The organism is Oscillatoria sp. FACHB-1407 (genome assembly GCF_014697545.1).
GTDB lineage: Bacteria > Cyanobacteriota > Cyanobacteriia > Elainellales > Elainellaceae > FACHB-1407.
Window position 1 is genome coordinate 116,862 of sequence record NZ_JACJSA010000004.1, and the last position, 18,667, is coordinate 135,528.

Genomic DNA, 18,667 nt, shown 5'->3' on the forward strand with positions numbered 1-18,667 from the left:
CTGGAAACCATTTAGATCGGTATGACTCGCCTCCGCCTCATCGAATGTGGCTACGGCTATAAATCCATGATTCGATAGCAACCGAGGGGTTAGTTAGGACGGGGCGCAGGGATGGAAACCCTTGCTGGGGACGCAATCCCCACAATCCCTTGTCTCAACTGTCTGACAGTTGCTATATGTGAATTGGAGGTCACTGATTCAAAGAAGCCGGAGTTTTGTCATAACTCCGACTTCTGTACCTTCATAGAGAAATTGATCAACAATTAGCTCAAGGCTGTGCCAAAGATGGCATAAGCTGCACCATTGCCACTGCCAGGAGCACCAATTAACAAATCGGTGTCCCCACCACCATTAAAGTTACCCGATGCAACTGCGTAACCAAAGAAGCTGTTAGTGACTAACCCGTTGATGATGATGCCGTTTGAACCGTTGAGGGTTGATAGGTTGATATTGGCAGCAAAGGGATCTCCTGCCTTGCGTCCGTACACGATATACGCCTCGCCTGAATCAACCCCATTTGGATCAGCATTGGGTGCGCCAATCAGCAAATCTCCAACTCCGTCACGGTTAAAGTCTCCCGCTGAACTGACCGAAACTCCAGCAAAGTCACCGATGTCGATGCCATTCAGTCGGAAGCCATTGGTGCCATTAAGGGTTGAAAGGTTGAGGTTAGTTGAGAAACCGCTCGTTCTACCAAATACAACGTAGATTGCACCAGAGTTGCTACGTCCGTTGGGGTCAGCAAAGGGAGCCGTTACTGCCAAATCCGCAATGCCATCATGATTGATATCACCGATCGCACTGACGGCAAAACCAGAGTTATCACTGGCGGCTCCCCCATCGAGTCTAAATCCATTCGTGCCATTCAATGTAGACAGGTTGAACTGCGCTCCAGAGGGTGTTTTGAGGGAGGAACTACCAAACACAACATAAGTTTCACCGGAGTTAGTGCCATTGGGGTCGCCGTTGATCGCTCCGACAATCAGGTCAGACCGTCCATCCCCGTTGATGTCTCCAGCATTGCTCACGGAGTATCCAGTGTTGTCTCCTGCGTCAATGCCATTCAGCCGCACAACGCTGTTAGTCGTTGGGGTTGAGAGGTTAATGTTAGCGGTGAGACTGTTTCTGGCTCGACCAAACACAATGTAGGCATATCCGGCATTTGAGCGAGTGCTGGTTGGATCACCGCCCACTGCTCCGACCAGCAGATCATCAAATCCGTCCCCATCAATGTCTCCGGCACTACTGACGGAACCCCCCGACAAATCAAATGAACTGGCACCTGTGAGGCGGAAGCCTGCTGGTGTAGTGGTGCTGGTGGGGGTGAGGTTAGCAGGGTTAACCACACTTGAGAAAGGACTGCGGGAGCCAAACAATATGTAAGTTTGACCCGAATCACTTCTGCCATTGGGGTCAGCCGCACGCGCCCCAAGAATCAAGTCGTCAATCCCATCATTGTCGATATCTCCAGCAGATTTGACTGCATTACCCAGCCCATCGGATGCAGCAATGCCATCAATTCTGAAGCCGTTGGTGCCATTGAGGGTAGACAATGCGGGGAAGCCATTGGTGGTGCCAAACACGACATAGGCTGAGCCGGAGTCGGCGCGTCCATTAGGGTTTGCCCCACGAGCACCAATAACTAGATCATCGATTCCGTCTCCGTTGATATCTCCAGCATTGGCAACCGACCCACCTGTAAAGTCGCCCGAAGCCAGTCCAGTGAAGGTAACGGCTCGACCACTGTTAATCAGTTGGCTGAGATTCACGATCGCTTCGTCGTTGTTAATCGTAGCGGTCGCGGTGCTCGTGCCAATGGTTGCACCCGTTGCACTGGTCAGGGTCACGGTGAAAGTTTCATTCGTTTCTAAGATAGTGTCACCTGTGACATTGACGGTGATAGTGCGCGTCAGACCACCACCCGGTGTGAAGACAACAGAACTATCGTTGTCGGTATAGTCACTACCAGCGATCGCCGTTCCGTTGTTAGTCGTATAGTTAACCGTGACGTTAGAGGTTGGGTTGTTTGATATCGTCACCGTAAAGACAAAAGCAGTGTTGCCGCTGTTGCCTTCGCTTTGGATCAGCGTTACAGGACTGATTGAAACCACCAGGTCATCATCGGTAATTGTTCCTGTGGCACTGCTTGTTCCTAACGTACCGTTGGCGGCACTGTTGAGCGTGACCGTGAAGTTTTCGGTAGGTTCGACTGTGGTGTCGCCATTCACCAAGACAGTGATGTTTTGAGTCAGCGGTCCACCAGGATTAAAGGTGAGGGAACCATCGTTATCAATGTAATCACTGCCTGCCGTTGCTGTTCCATTGTTCGTGGTGTAGTTGACTGTGACTGGTAACCCACTGGCAGCGGAAAGTGAAACAGTGTAGACGTAAGCTGTGGTGCCACTGTTACCCTCGTTTTGAACAATTGAGGCAGGGCTAATAGAAACCGTTGGAGGTAGATCATCATCGGTGATTGTGGCTGTCACCTGTTGAACACCTGATTCTGTACCATTAGTGACGCTAAGGATATCGACGACGATAGTTTCGTTTGCCTCGTCTAACAGGTCGTTGACCCCAGTTAGAGTAATGCTGCCTGTCAAACTACCCGCCGGAATGACAATAGAGGTGCCGGAGCGGTTGTAGTCGGTAGTGTTAGTTGCCGTGCCGTTAAAGCCGAGGTTAACTGTGACAGGTTGCGCCGAGACGTTCGACAGCGTTGCTGTCACGGTTGCCACACCGCCATTTTCAGCGAGGGGACTACCTGTGAGTCCGAGGGTGACGGTAGGAATACCCGTCACAACCCTTGCCGCTGAAAATTCAGAGGTGTTGTTGTTCGTGAGATTTCTGGCGGTTGCGGTGATTGCCTGTCCTAGAGGAACTGCCGTTGCAAAGGAAGTGTTAAAGGTGGCATTGCCAGAGGCATTCGTCGCAACATCCAAAAATCCTAAGAATGTTTCCCCTTCCCAGGTGCCAGCGAGGTTAGGCGCAGGGTCACTGAAGAATTCTAGACGGAAGGTGGTGTTAGGCGTGCTATTGAAGGTGCCCGCCACGCGAGTAACGCTGCCGTCAAGGGTTGCGGCTGTGATCACCGGGAAGTTTTGCAGTCCGTTGGCTCCAGTATCGCCATCACCCGCATCATTAGCGGTTACCCCGTCTGCCCCTAAATCGATACCCAGATCATCTGCCGTCGGAATTGACCCATTGTTGTGAATGGAGTTGCGGCTGATCAGATTGCCCGTCGAGCCTGCCCCGGTAATGGCAATGCCATCATCCTGGCTATTGGTAATCACGTTACCCGCACCTGCTACCTCACCTCCAATCGTGTTGTTTCCAGCGGAGATGGAAATACCAACGGTATTCCCCTGAATCTGGTTGCCCTGCACGGTGGTGCCGGAGGTATTGATCACCAACCCAGTGCTGAAGTTAGCGGATATGACGTTGCCTGCTCCAGCACTGGTGCCCCCAATCTGGTTGTTTGTTCCCGAATCCACACTGATACCAAAGGTATTCAGAGTCAGACTGTTGCCCTGGATGGTGTTATTGCTGCTGGAGATGCCGATGCCTCGGCTAAAGCGGGTGATCTCCAATCCTCGAATGGTGTTGTTTCCTGCAATCAGGTTTAGCCCGGTTACCCCAAAACCTGCTCCACTGCCATTCAAGGTAATGAGGGGAGTGCTTGTATATCCGGGTTGAGTAGTGCCATCGATCGTGACTGAGCCAGTAATGCTGGGCAGAGCCGAGAGCAAATTGATCGTCTGAACCCCACTACCTGGAATGTTGAAGGTAATCGTGTCAGCACCGGGGTTGCTGTTGGCAAAGGCGATCGCCTCTCTCAAGGAACCTGCCCCGCTGTCGTTGGTGTTGGTGACGACGAGTGGACTGCTCACAACACGAGCCGTGGAGAATTCAGAGGTTTCGTTCGTTGTGAGATTGGTCGCCGTTGCGGTGATGAACTGCCCCTGCGGAACCACCGTTAAAAAGGATGGGCTAAAGGTGGCGTTGCCAGCGTCATCTGTGGTGACATCCACTGTGCCTAAGAAGGTTTGCCCTTCGCCGTTTCCGGAGCCATCAGCAGTTGTGTTGCTGAAGAATTCCAACCGGAACGTCGTAGTGGCAGTGCTGTTCAGGGTACCTGCCAGCGAGGTGCCAAAAAAGCTGTTGGAACTTGCCCCGGTAATGACGGGGAAGTTTTGCAGTCCGTTGGCTCCCGCATCACCGTCGCCTGCATCGTTAGCCGTTACACCGTTGTTACCCAGGTCAATTCCTAAACCGGCATTGCTGAAAATGCTATTGCCTTGAACAGTGTTGCCCGTTGTCGAGGTGCCAAACACTGACACCCCATCAGCACCGTTATTGGCAATCAGGTTGCCAGAAACTGCTGTTGTGCCACCAATTGCGTTATTTATTGCACCGTTGCCAATAGAAACGCCGTGAATGCCATTGCCACGAGCGGTTATACCATCCGCAGCGGTTCCAATGTAATTGCCCTGAACGATGTTGTTGGCGGCTCCGGTGCTAATAGACACCCCGTTGTTGCTGTTGCTGCCGATGACGTTGCGATCGCCCGTTGTCGTTCCACCAATGGTGTTGTTGGAGGCACTCAGGGTAATCAAAATACCATCATCCAGGTTGCCCAGAGCCGCTGTGCCATTAGCCGCTAAACCAATGATGTTGCCCCGGACGGTGTTGTTATTGCCTAGAATCGCAATCCCCTGATCGCCGTTACCGGAGATAACGTTTCCTTGTCCTGCCAGGGAACCGCCGATGAAGTTGCCATTGCCACTGATGCGAATGCCGTTGTCTGTGTTGGCGATCGCCCCTGTTCCAAGAGCGTTGGTTCCGATGTAGTTCCCCTGGACAACGTTGCTAGAGCCAGAAATCAGAATGCCTGACCCATTAAAGCCTTGAATGACGAGTCCTCGAATGGTGTTTGAGTTATTTAGGGTTAAGCCATTAACCCCTGCACCAGCACTGGCCCCGTTGAGAACAATCAGTGGTGAATCTGCAAAACCGGGTTGGGTTGTGCCATCAATGGTGACCTGACTATTCAGCGTAGGCAGAGCAGAAAGCAGGTTAATGGTTTGAACGCCACCCCCCGGAATGTTGAAGGTGATGGTGCTTGCATCGGGGTTGCTGTTGGCAAAGTCAATGGCGGCTCTCAGAGAACCCACTCCACTGTCATTGGTATTGGTGACAATCAGTGGATCAACTACCTCAGGAGCCTCAAATGCCCCAATATCAGCACTGCTGCCGACGACTCGTGAGAAGCCTGCTCCGCGTTGGTCGGTTGTTAGTCCATCGGGGTTGCTGCCCGCATCACGAGCTAGGCTGGTGTCGGTCAGGGAATGGGTTTGAGTGGGTCCGCCATTATTGGCTAGTGGATTCAATCCAGGGTCAGTAACTCCTGTGATGTCAGTTGGTTGGGTAAAGCCGCTGCCGTTACCGCTATCTAACAGGGCATTACCTGTGCCAATCAGGTTGTTGCCATCACTAAAGAAGAAGTTTGTTGTACTTGCCGTACCAATTACATCAACATCGCTGCTGACATTGCCTGCAATAATACTGGAAACGACGTCGATGCGTGCAAGGTTATCGCGATTAGCCACAACACCACTTCCAAAGCCACTTAGGGATGTGTTGTTGGTGATTGTGCTATTGCTAATCGTAACCAGTCCACTGTTGTTGTAAACCCCACCACCAGCATTGAATGCACTAGTACCTGAGACAATGTTTCCTGAAATAGTGCTGTTACGAATGGTAGTAGTACCCACTGCATGCCAAATGCCAGCCGCAAAGCCACCTGAGCTGTTATTAGCAATCGTGCTGGAGTCAATGGTCAAATTACCATTTCCAGAAAAAATACCGCCGCCAGAAGAAAAACTACTACTTGCTGTGTTATCAGAGACGGTGCTGCTAACAATGGTCAGATTACCGGAACCACTCCAAATACCGCCGCCAGTTCCGCTAGTGGTGTTGTCAGAAATTAGGCTGTTTTGAATATTAACCGTGCTGCTTTCGCTATAAATTGAACCTCCCTGAGCAGTAGAAGCATTCTCAGTGATTAGGCTATTGATAATCGTCAGGCTGCTGTTTTGATTCCAAATGGCTCCGCCGCCGTTACTAGCAACGTTATCTCGAATAGTGCTATTGCTGATAGTCAAATTTTCTCGGTTGAGAATTGCACCCCCATCTACACCACGTCCATCTCTGAGGGTAAACCCACTGATATCGACCGTGACTTGAGAGGCAGTGCCATCATCAATGGTGAATAAACGGAAGTTGCTAGCACCCGCATCGCGTTGAATGGTCAGTAGGTTAGCACCTAAGCCTGTGATAGTCAGGTCATCAGTAATACTGAAGCCACCCGACGTTAACAGGATTGTGTCGGGGATTGCGTCGGCAAAGGGAGAGCTTGCGATCGTGCTAAAGGTAATGGTGTCGGCACCGGGGTTGCTGTTGGCAAAGGCGATCGCCGCCCGGAGAGAGCCAAACCCACTGTCATTAGTGTTCGTTACTACAAGTGGGTTAGCCAATGCAGAGAACTCAGAGGTATTGGCAGTGGCGGTGTTGGTTGCGGTTGCTGTGATGTAGGGGAAGTCAGCATCAAAGGTGTGGGCAAAGCTAATGGAGGCGTTGCCGCTGCCATCGGTTGCCACGTTTTGGAAACCGAGATAGACCTGACCTTCACCGTTGCCACTGCTATCGGGACTGGCATTGGCAAAGAACTCAATGCGGAAATTGCTGCTGGGCGTGCTATTGAAGGAGCCGATGATATTAGAGCCAGTAATATTGGTGATGAGCGGGAAGTTTTGTAGCGCGTTGTTGCCCACATCGCCATCACCCAGATCGTTCGCTGTGACGCCGTCACCACCCAGGTCAATGCCCAGTCCAACGTTATTGGCGATCGCATTCTGAGAAATGGTAATCTCAGTGGCTCCATCCTCCACTAATATCCCCGCTCCACCGTTACCTAAGGCATCGCCATTAGCCGCAATACCGATGGAGTTGCCAACCACCTGATTGCCCCGGGCTGGATCAGTATCGATCGTTGCATTCTCGCCAAATACAATACCGTGGCTTGTATTGCCAGCAATAATATTGCCTGCTCCTGGAGCGGTGCCCCCCACAATGTTGTTCGAGGGAGCAAACGTACTGCCTGCATAGAACTCAATCCCAACTGTGTTTCCAAGAGCGATTTCTCCGGTGACATCCGTGCCGATGTAATTGCCTTGAATCAGAGCATTTTCAGCAATATTGTTGATAGAAATCCCGATTACGTTTCCAGAGATGAGGTTGCGATCGCTAGCCGTTGTGCCGCCAATCCGAGTGTTGCTGCCGCCGGATAGCAAAATGCCTGTCCCAAAAAAGCTGCTCAAGGTTGTGCCTGTACCCGTGACATCAGTGCCGATGTAGTTACCGGCAACAACGTGTCCATCTCCGCTACTAATCTGAATCCCGTAGCCCAAGATATTGCTGAATACTAATCCCCGAACGATGCTGTTGTCAGAGCCAAACCCCAACACCAACATTCCAGGTCCGCCACTAATTCCGCTGCCATCGAGTTCAATGATGGGCGCACCGGCAAATCCGGGTTGGCTCGTGCCGTCGATGGTGATGGTGCTTCCAACTGACAAATCAGACTGCAAGTTGATTCTGAAGGAATCAGTGGATGAGCTGTAACCCGGATCGGTGATGGGGATGTTGAAGGTAATCGTGTCATCACCGGGATTGCTGTTGGCAAAGTTAATGGCAGCCCGCAATGAGCCAGGTCCGCTGTCATTGGTGTTGGTGACAACCAGGGGGCTGCTGGCTGCCGCCAGGGTAACGCGAGAAAATTCGGAGGTGTTGCCGCTGGGGTCAGTTGCGGTCGCCGTCAGATACAGACCACTCAGGTCAATGGGAATCACTTCGCTGATCGTCGCGTTGCCCGTTCCGTCAGTCGTCACCGTAAAGCTGGTGACAAAGGTTTCTCCTTCACCCCGACCAGAGGGATCAGACGCCGTGTTGCTAAAAACTTCAATCGTGAAGGTCGTATTGGGCGCACTGTTAAAGCTGCCAGTCAGCGTCGTGTTGCTGCCAGATACCTCAGCCGTTCCCAACACCGGGAAGTTGAGCAGATCGTTGCTGCCAAAGTCACTATCGTCTGGATCATTTGCGGTAACGCCGTCATTGTTCAGGTCAATTCCCAATTGACCGTTATTCAAGATGGAGTTGTTAGAAATGGTGTTGCCATTGGCAAAGTCACCTGTAATAGCAATGCCATCCTGCGTGTTACCCGAAATTAAGTTACCAACGGTTCCACCGATAGTGTTGTTGGTTGCACCGTCGCCAATCAAGATACCGTTCGTCCCGTTGCCTAAACTGGCTGTGCCTGTGACATCGGTGCCGATGAAGTTATTGAGAATCGTGTTGCCCGTTGTGCTGAGTCCATCAAACGGGTCGCTATCTAGAATTTCAATCCCATTTTCGCCGTTGCCAGAGATGATATTGCGGGCGCGGATTGGCAGACCTCCAACGGTGTTGTTGGTGGAGTTAGCGATTAGGAGACCATCCAGCGCATTGCCCCAATCGACGGTTCCGCTGCTGTCAGTGCCAATAAAGTTGCCAATGATCGTATTGTTGTTGGAGACTGTACCCGTTTCCGTTGAGATGCTGACGCCATAGCGTCCATTAGCGGAGATGACGTTTTCGCTCACCTCGCTGTTGATACTGCCAATAATGTTGACCCCATCCGCTCCGTTACCTAAGTTGGAGTCGCCATTGGCATTCAAGCCAATGATGTTGTTTGCGATGACGCTGCCATTCGCTTCGTTGAGTTCGATGCCATCGTCCGCATTACCCGAAATGACGTTGTCGCTAATGCTGTTGGTGTTACCACCGTCAAATACCCCATCTTCACCGTTGGCGATCGCCCCTGTCCCAGCCGCGTTGGTGCCAATGTAGTTGCCTTCAACCGTGTTGTTAAATGCTCCACCAAACAGTTGAAACTCAATCCCATTGCCACTGTTACCAGAGATCAGGTTACGCGCCTCCAGCGTGCTGCCTCCAATCGTGTTGTTGTTGGCGTTATTGGTGACACGGATACCAAAGCCGACATTGCCAAGTGCCGCTGTACCGTTAATATTCGTACCAATGAAGTTACCAATAACGGTGTTTCCGGTTGCGGTTGAGTCACTGATCAAGATGCCACCGCCAAACCCGATGGAGCCATTTCCTGAAATCAGGTTGCGATCGGCAGCAACCAAGCCCCCCACCGTGTTATTGGCTCCATTCACCGCGATCGCAACGCCATTGCCACTCGCAGCGGCAGCCGTTCCGGTCGAGTTTGTGCCAAAGTAGTTTCCTGCAACCGTGTTATTGTCTGAAACGAGGGTGATCCCAAAGTCAAATCCATTGATAATTAGCCCCCGGACACTGCTGTTGTTGGAGCCAGTGTCGAAGAATAATCCATTCAAGGAACCGCCACCCGTCAGTTCGATAATAGGCGCGTCCACAAACCCCGGTTGGCTAGTGCCGTCAATGTTCACCGTATCCGTGATTAACGACAGTGCCGTGGAAGATACATCAATGGTGTATACCCCCGTGCCAGAGTTGTAACCCGGATCCGTGGTGGGAATGTTGAAGGTGATGGTGTCAGCACCGGGGTTGCTATTGGCAAAGTCAATGGCAGCCTGGAGAGAGCCGGGTCCGCTGTCGTTGGTATTAGTGACTTCAAGGGGGCTAAAGGAGGCGATCGCCGCCGAAAACTCTGAGGTGTTATTACTGGCATCGGTAGCTGTTGCTGTAACCAACAGTCCTGTCAGATCTACCCCAATCAAGGTTTCGTTAAACGTGGCGTTCCCAAAACTATCGGTGTTGATGTTGATGGTGGTCAGGTAAGTCTGTCCCTCGCCATTGCCGGAGGGGTCACTGGCGGTGTTAGAGAACAGCTCAATCGCGAAGGTTGAATTAGCTTCACCGTTAAACTCGCCCGTGATGAGGGTGTCACTACCCGAAACGGTAGCTGTGAGAATCACAGGGAAGTTTTGCAGATTGTTTGCACCCGAATCCCCATCCCCTCCATCATTGAAGGTTACACCATCGCTGCCCAGGTCGATGCCTTCTTGCCCGTTGTTAAAGATCGAGTTACCTCGAATCTGGTTATTGCTAGAAGCTAAGACTACCACCCCATCGTTACCGTTATTGGCAATGATGTTTCCGGCTCCGGCTGCAATGCCGCCAATGATTTGACTTCCTCCATCATTGAAAAAGTCAACCCCATTGGAGGTGTTGCCGATGTTCGCAGTACCGTTGGCACCCACCCCAATAAAATTTCCCTGAACGGTGTTACCAGTAGCGTTGCCCGTTTGAAGAGCGATCCCAGAGTTGCTAGCACCACCAATTACGTTGCGAGCACCAGCCGTGGTGCCCCCGATGAGGTTGTTGGGAGCTAGGATGTTGATGCCATTGCTAAAGACGCCATCAGCATCCGGATTGTTCAGGATGGCATTACCTGTAAGGTCAGTACCAATGAAGTTGCCTTGCACGGTGTTGCCGGTAGCACTAGCTCCTTCAATCTGGACACCGTTACGGTTATTGCCAGAGATCAAGTTGCCCGCACCTGCGGCAGTTCCCCCTACCGTGTTGGTAGCTGCATCGATGATAAATACGCCATTGAGTCCATTGCCCAGATCTACGTTACCTGCGGCATTCGTGCCGATGTAGTTACCCAATACTTCATTGCCTGTTGCACTGTCGGCAATAACAACTCCAGAACTATTGTTACCAGAGATGATGTTGCGGGCAGCCGCAGTCGTACCACCAATCGTATTGTTGTCAGCTCCACCGCGCAAAAGAATGCCATCGACAGTGTTACCTCGATCGAAGGTGCCTGTGGCATCGGTGCCGATGAAGTTACCTTGAATAATATTGTTTTCAGAGGTTGACGCAGGACCAAATAGCTCAATTCCCGCGCCTGTGTTGCTGGAAATGACATTTCCGGCTCCCGCTGCTGTTCCGCCAATCTGGTTGCCCGAGGACTCTTGCAGGTAAATCCCACTATTGGCGTTGCCCAGAGCCGTTGTGCCATCTAGTCCAACGCCGATGTAATTGCCTTGAATGAAGTTATTATCGGAGCCAGTGATCAAGGAAATGCCGTAATCGCCATTTCCGGCAATGACGTTCCTAGCGGCTGCCGTTGTACCGCCAATCTGGTTGCCTGTGGATGATGTAAACGCAATACCCTCAAACGTGTTACCAAGGGCAACAACTCCAGTAACATCCGTGCCGATCAGATTCCCCTGAATCGTGTTGTTGTTGCCGACAATATCGATCCCAAAATTATTTCCTGAGATCAGGTTACCTTGATTGGCTCCGGTGCCACCGATGACGTTATTGTTGCCACTGATGCTGAAACCACCGCCATTGCCCTGATCAACGGTTCCAGTGATATCTGTACCGATGTAATTTCCCTGGAAGGTGTTGCCATTCGATTCGACAAAAAACGCTCGAAAGCCAAAGTTATTGATGACAAACCCGTTGACTGTACTGACATCTGAGCCAGGGCGCAGGTTAAAGCCAATACCAACAGGCGACCCATTGAGTGAGCCATTTAGTTCAATTAGGGGAGTGCCTGCATAGCCCGGTTGCGTCGCCGCATCAATTGTGATTTGGCTTGTAATGTCAGGTAGATTTGTAGTCGGGCGGATCGTCCAGCGAACCGGGGGACCCGCGTTGTAGTTTGGGTCACTCGTCGGAATATTAAACTGAATCGTGTCAGCCTCACCGTTCGCATTGGCATCGAGAATGGCTTGCCGCAGCGACCCCGCACCGCTGTCATTGGTATTGGTAACTGTAAAGATAGCGAGCAGCCCGCGATAAGTGGCGAGGGTTTCGGGGGAGAAAGGGGAAGAAGGAAGGGAAGATTGGTCAATGGTTAATGGTTCATGGGCAATGGTCAAAGCCTCAACTGACAATTGACGATTGACGATTGACGACTGACGATTTTGGTCAATGGTCAATGGTTCATGGTCAATGGTCAAAGCCTCAACTGACGATTGACGATTGACGATTGACGACTGACGATTTTGGTCAATGGTTAATGGTTCATGGGCAATGGTCAAAGCCTCAACTGACAATTGACGATTGACGATTGACGGCTGTTCTTGCTCAATCAACGATCGCCTATTGACAATTGACGATCGCCCAATGACAACGTCTAAATCCCAGTTACCGCCCTGAGCTGCGTCTCCAGTGGGGGTGCTAGAAGCGGCGATCGCCCGTCCCGTCAATTCATGCAATCGTTGCAGCAGAGTTGTATCGTGAGCAGCAACAGAGCAACCGTAGACCAAAATTGTGGCGTCTGGAGCCAGCAGCGTTGACCACTGACGCAGATATGCGGCGGATGATTCAATCGTTGTTTCGTTGAGTTCGGTGTTACCTAAATAAAGGCGACCAGGGGCACCGTGAGACACCAGGTGCAGAGCCGTGACTAGACCGTAGTGTTGGAGTGCATGGGTGATTTGCAGAATGCCATCTTCACTGGCGTCTAACAAAGCAATGTCACAATCGGGTTCGATACCATTGACCAATTTGAAGTAGTCAGGAACCTGGCGATCGATACAAACCAATGGACGTGGAGAGTCTGTTTGTGATGAGGCGTAATTGTAGTCAGCCGTAACCTCAATAGTGTCGTTCAAACGGGTTTTGATGGGCAGGATGTGACGATCAAGACCTGGAAGGACTGGCATTGTAAACTCTCCAAAGACATCAAAACAGCACAATTGCACCCAGCAGCAGGTTGCTGAGGGCTAGAAGCCAAAACTCAATAAGGATGCTAGACAGTTCGACTCACAAGAACTGACCCATCCACGTAACCCTAAATTCTGTTCTTACTCAAATCGCGATCGCCCCTGTAGGCGTGGGGTACAAAACGGAAATACAGAGATATCGTGACCCTGATGGAGAACCCAGTTCACGTCGAAGAGAGTTCGACTGTTATCCAAATTTATCTATGTTCAGAATATTTACACAGATTCAGTGGTAAACCGAAGTGATAGATCGAACCTTCACCGAAAATTTACGGACATCCGGGTTACTTAATGAACTTTACGCAAAGTTTTGGCGTCAGGGGTCAGTAGTTAATAGTCAATCGTCAATCGTCAATTGTCAGTAGCCAGTGGTCAGGGGTCAGGGGTCAACAGTCAGTAGTCAATAGTCAATAGTCAGTAGTCAATAGTCAGTAGCCAGTGGTTAGGGGTCAGTAGTCAATAGTCAGTAGTCAATAGTCAGTAGTCAGTAGTCAATAGTCAGTAGTCAATAGTCAGTAGTCAATAGTCAGTAGTCAATAGTCAGTAGTCAATAGTCAGTAGTCAATAGTCAGTAGTCAGCCAACGATTAACCATCAACCATTAACCATTAACCATCGACCATTGACGATTGACGATTGACCATCAACCATCGACCATTGACGATTGACGATTGACCATCAACCATCAACCATTGACGATTGACGATTGACCATCAACCATCGACCATTGACGATTGACCATCAACCATCAACCATCAACCATTGACGATTGACCATTAACCATCAACCATTGACGATTGACGATTGACCATCAACCATTGACCATTGACGATTGACCATCAACCATCAACCATTGACGATTGACGATTGACCATCAACCATTGACCATTGACGATTGACCATCAACCATCAACTATTGACCATTCCCTATTCCTATTCCCTTATCCTTGACAACTCACCTGTGCCATCCAGGGGTTGTGAGGCGTTGCATGGGTTGGCTGTGTTGCCAGCACGACTCGTCCATTGGGTTGTCTGACCAACCCCTGCGCCTCCACGATAGGTTGAGCCTGAGCCACGACGAGAGGTGTTTCAGATTCGATGACTCCAGCCGTTGCATCTTCCAGCGTTTCCCAATCCACCAACACCGAGTCATTCGACAACGCTTCGGTCGGGTTGGGGGGCAAACCACCGCGCCCCGTCACAACAAATTCACCTAATTCCTGCGCTAGCGCGCCTCCCGCAGAGCATCCCCTGGCGATGAGTTGAGAGGCATCCACCACATCCGCAGGTAGTGCAACCAACCCTCGACTGGGGTCTACGTCAGGGCGGTTAATTTCAACAACGCCATCCACCCCAAATTCAGAGGTTGCGGTGATATCACTGAGAGGCGTGTTTTCTTCCCGGAATTCAATGCCAAAGATGCCCTGTGTGGTAATGCGGATATTTCCCCCGCGCCCTTCAAAGGCATTTGCGGTGATGTCGCTATTCTCGGCGGGAACCGCCACGATGTATTCCGAATTAATGGTGATGTTACCGCCATCGCCCCCGGCTCTCGCCGTTCCAGCAGTAGTCGAGATGCGGCTGTTGTCGCGCAGTGTGATCAGGTCGCGCACCTGCAACTCAATATCACCGCCCTGGTTGCTGGCGGTTTCTGCTGAGATGAAGCCGTCATTCTCTAATGCCAGTCTGTTAGCTCGAATCCGAACGTCGCCCCCCTGCCCAGTGCCTCGGCTACCGACGACGATTTGAGCACCATCTTCCAGCGAGATGCGATCGCTCGTGACCGTAATACTACCGCTATTGCCTGTTGATCCAGGCTGTGTATCAGCAAATAACCCACTCAGTCGGCGACGAGTGGGATCAGCCCCCGCCAGAGTTACAGAGTCTGATGCATTAATCTGAATGTTACCTGCATCTCCGGCAACCTCGGTGGTGACGCGAATCTGGGCACCATTTGTCACCGTCAGAGATTGAGTATTGATGCGAATATCACCGCCTCTACCGTCAGACCCTCGTAATACCTCACTCACGGCAGCTGAAGGCGAGACACCCACCAGCGAGTTAGAAGTGGTGCCATCAAAAGTGACCTCATTGGCATTAATCGTAATGACCCCGGCATTACCTGATCCCTCTGTCGTCGTTCGTAACTGAGCACCATTCGTGACGGAGAGGACTGGAGTCGTGATGGTAAGACGACCGCTACTACCGATCGCCCTCGGTTGTGCCGAACTAAACGCACCACTAGGCGCAAAAAACGGATCACCTGGAATTGGAACAAACACAGACCCATCAAAGCTGATCGATTCGCTGGTGTTTATGGTGACATCCCCCGCATTACCCTGCCCCCGCGTTTGGGAGCCAATTTGAGTCCCAAATACGCCAGAAAACAATCGCGCGTTGACCGTCAAGGTGCCGCTGTTACCCACTCCAGTTTCAGCAACGACGCTGCCTAAGAAAACATTATTCATGTTGATCGTATCTGCCTCAATCAACACATTGCCTCCAGTGCCCGTGCCCACCACATCGGTCACAATGGCGGCAAAGTCCGTTGCAAATGACCCTGCTCGGATGGTCAGATCACCGCTTCGTCCCGTGGCTCCTTCTGCCAAAGTAATTAAAATTTCACTATCGCCGACAAAAATGGATGGAGCCTCTAACGTCACATTTCTGCCTGTGCCATTTCCTGTTGTGACCGATGCGATCGCCTCAATATCAAAATCGTCATCGTTAGGATTGGGATCTCCATCGCCAATAAAGGAGAGATTCCCGCCACTGCTCAGGTCGATCGCCCCACCCACAAAGCCGCGTGCCAGGATCTCTGATCCGGGCTGTAGCTCCAGATCTCCTTCTGCCAGGAATTGCACATCACCCGCATTGCCCGTAACGGCTGAGGTGTCTACCACTCCGCTAACTTGCAGGCGATCGCGAGCATCAATCACCACAGAACCGCCCCCCGCATCATTGGCGAGATTTACCGCTCCAACGCGAATTGTGCCGCTGGTCAGGTCAGCATTCGGCTGATATTGGTTGCTTAAGAACACCAAACCATTGGGTTGGCTGATGCGGATCGAGTTGATGGCGATCGCCCCAGAGGTGGCTGCCCCCGTAGTATCCAGACCTGCTGGAGGAGTGCCGGTTACCCCGGGTGTACCCACAGCCGTCGTACCGGCGCGAACATCAAGCGTGGGGCGCGTTCTGCCATCGATGGCGATCGTCCCACCATTGGATAAATTGACTGTTTCTTGGATGCCGTTAACCGGATCGGGCGCATTGATTTCAACGCTATCGATGGTCACGGAACCCCCGGCAAAGATGTGGAGCGATGCGCCAGTGTAGGTGCCAAAACGGACGTTGCCTCCCGCCCGAATCACAGGGTCATTAGGGCTGGTTAATGCTCCGGCTCCACCGTTGGGTTGCTCAATCCGAAAGTTGCCCCCAGCGGTGTAGCGAGCATCTCCTGTGACAGCGTTGGGCGATCGCAACACCAGATCACCCCCCGCAAACAGTCCACTGCTGGGATGGTTGAGCGCAAAGATATCTACCGTGCGATCGCCCTGCACCAACAGTTGCCCCGTCGCACTAGCCACAAATGGAATAGTGACACTATCGCGAATCTGCACATCATTTCCTAGCAGCGTCAGATCACCCCCCGCCTGCAATTGCCCCGTTAAATCGAGGCGATCGCCCACCAGCGTCAGGTCTTGTCCCGCTGACAGATTGCCAGCACTGACAATCGTTCCCGATGCGACTCCTCCCGGTTGCAGACCGGGACGCAAGCTCACCACTAACAGGGGCGGTGCTTCGGGATTGGTCGCGCTAAATTCCAACCCATCATTCAATAAAAAACTGTCTGCCGTACTCGCTACAAACGAGCCACGGATGTCTAACCGAGCGTCTGCGCCAAACAGAATGCCATTGGGATTTAACAAAAACAGGTTGGCATTTCCGTCTACACCCAGAGTTCCTAAAATGTCGGAGCGATCGCTGCCCGTCACTCGACTGAGAATGTGACCGATCCCAGCGGGATTGCTGAAATAGACCTGTTGCCCCTGACCCACATTAAAGGCTTCAAAACTGTGAAACAGCAAGGAACCGCGCGTTGCCCCGCCTGTGATCTGGTCAATCAGTTGGTTGCCCCGCTGCACATTGCGATTGAGGTGCGATCGCTCTACCCCCAGCGTCTCGTCTGGAACGATCTGCGCGGAGGCTGCCCCACTCAACCCGCCCCCCCAAAACAACGCCACACCGCCTGCGAGCACCCATCCCATAAGCAGATGGGCTTGGGCACAGTCTTTCGTCCGTTGCATGGGCATGATCACCTCACTCTCACAGGGGCTAAAAAGGCGCGTCTAGAGAAAATATAGCGGTGTGGTTCAGCCACTGCAAGCAAAAGGGGGGAATGGGGAGTGGAGAGTGGGGAATAGGGGACAGGAAGTGGCGCGATTGATCGCGTCTTTATGGGAATGGGGAGTGGGGAGTGGGGAATGGGGAATGGGGAATCACGAACCATCCTATCTAGCGTTCTACTTTGTCAATGTCAGTTCAGTAACTACTGACCACTAACCATCGACCATTGACCACTAACCATCGACCATTGACCATTGACCATCGACCATTAACCATCGACCATTGACCATCGACCATTAACCATTGACCATTGACCATCGACCATTGACCATTGACCATCGACCATTGACCATTGACCATTGACCATCGACCATTGACCATTGACCATTGACCATCACATCAATCAATGCCTAACAACCAACCGTTATGAACGAGATTGAGCCTAAAATATGGCAGGGGTTGTGGGTAACGAATCTCTTGAGATCTGAGAACCAAATCAATTCACAGGTTAAAAGTTGTAGTCATGGTTGCACCAGACACATTGACACTAGCACGGCAGGGCGATCCCTATGTGATTGCGACCCTGCTCAATCAGGTCATCGGCTCTAAGGGCATCAAAGCCCATGTGGCTAAGCGCGATCGCTGCTTACACATCTTGCTGGAGTCGGCGCATACGCTCAATCCGAAAGGTGCTGTTGCATTTTTAGAAAAAAGTATCAACACCCTGGGGGTAGAAGCAATCTCCACGCTGAAAGTGTACGGACGACAACTGGGGCAAAAAGCGATCGCCTGGAATCAAGAAATTTCGTTAACGTGGGGAGAGGGTTCCATCCCAGTTACCTCATCTGCCGAACCGTTAAATGCTGAATCGTCAGTATCAGTTTCAAGTGCATCATCAACGCTAGAATCTGATTCTGACTTAGCATCGTCTACAAACCCCTCTGTAACCTCAATACCCGTGCAGACTCCCGTTCAACCCATCAACCCAACTGCTGTGCAAACTGCTCCATCTTCAGATCTGTCTTTATCCGAAGCCGCATCCTCCGCTGATCTGGTTTCAGACACATCCCAACCCCCCGAAGATTTCAATCAATCTTCAGAAACGCCGGATTGGTTACGTCGTCCAGAGGCGATCGTGCTGATTATTTTTGTCAGCGTGCTGATGTTGTGGCAGATGTATCTGGACTTAATTGATGATATCGATATCGAGAAACCCGTCACTGGAAGCGAACTGGCGCGTCGCCTGGGAGTCAATAGCAGCACGATTAGCCGTCGCAAAGAACGGGCTGATTTTCCAGCGTGGAGCCAGGATCTTGACCCCGATGGCATTGCCTGGGTTTATCAAGATGGCATGTTTGTCGCAAAAAGTGAATGATTTCATGTAAACATTCCCGTCACTGCTTTGAAACAGTGTTAAACTGTGGTCTAGGCGCAGGCTCGGTTGTAGTGTTTGTTTCTGGCATTGACAGGCTTTCTTCCGGTTCTCGGTTGTTTTGTTTGTTTTTGGTTTTGACAGGCGTTCCCCCAGCTTTT

4 protein-coding genes are annotated in these 18,667 nt (G+C 51.5%); 1 reads left to right on the top strand and 3 read right to left on the bottom strand.

Annotated elements, in window-relative coordinates; genetic code table 11:
• Nucleotides 1–263: 263 nt before the first annotated feature.
• The 3 genes from H6G89_RS08740 to H6G89_RS35630 form a co-directional block, all read right to left on the bottom strand.
• Complete coding sequence (locus tag H6G89_RS08740) at nucleotides 264–12,728, bottom strand: DUF4347 domain-containing protein (protein WP_190505036.1); 12,465 nt, start codon at nucleotides 12,726–12,728, stop codon at nucleotides 264–266.
• A 1,000-nt stretch (nucleotides 12,729–13,728) separates the two neighbouring features.
• Complete coding sequence (locus H6G89_RS08745; protein ID WP_190505038.1) at nucleotides 13,729–17,094, bottom strand: two-partner secretion domain-containing protein; 3,366 nt, start codon at nucleotides 17,092–17,094, stop codon at nucleotides 13,729–13,731.
• A gap of 235 nt (nucleotides 17,095–17,329) precedes the next feature.
• Nucleotides 17,330–17,452, bottom strand: coding sequence for a hypothetical protein (locus H6G89_RS35630; RefSeq protein ID WP_255519384.1), 123 nt, complete (start codon nucleotides 17,450–17,452; stop codon nucleotides 17,330–17,332).
• A 205-nt stretch (nucleotides 17,453–17,657) separates the two neighbouring features.
• Between H6G89_RS35630 and H6G89_RS08750 the strand changes: the two genes are divergently transcribed.
• Entirely contained in the window at nucleotides 17,658–18,509 is an 852-nt protein-coding gene (locus H6G89_RS08750) for a hypothetical protein (RefSeq protein WP_190505040.1), read from the top strand.
• Nucleotides 18,510–18,667 lie beyond the last annotated feature (158 nt).